This is a genomic window from Leifsonia sp. HAY1-4F, assembly GCF_056755275.1.
This window is the reverse complement of sequence record NZ_JBNDHX010000418.1, coordinates 1-254: the sequence shown is the minus strand read 5'-3', so window position 1 is coordinate 254 and position 254 is coordinate 1. Positions and strand designations below refer to the sequence as shown.

Annotated in this window: 1 protein-coding gene; it reads right to left on the bottom strand. The window is 57.9% G+C overall.

Annotated elements, in window-relative coordinates; all coding sequences use genetic code 11:
• On the bottom strand, positions 1-254 hold a 254-nt coding region (locus ACPYOG_RS20025; protein ID WP_481295853.1), incomplete at both ends, for an ABC transporter substrate-binding protein.

Genomic DNA, 254 nt, shown 5'->3' with positions numbered 1-254 from the left:
TCCCAACAGTGTATTCCGTCATTTCGAACGGGCCCGTGCCGTTGGCGTCGGCGCCGAAGGAGCCGTTGTCGGCCGGATCCAGGATGAACATCGGATAATGATAGAGATGTTCCGGAACAGCGATTTGCGGTGCGTAGCAGTTCAGGCGGACCGTGTAGTCATCGACCTTCTCGATGGCATTGTCCGACCAGAGCTTGCTGGACTTCTTCGGGTTGCCCTTGTCGTCCTTTTCGCCGCCGTCATACTCCTGCACC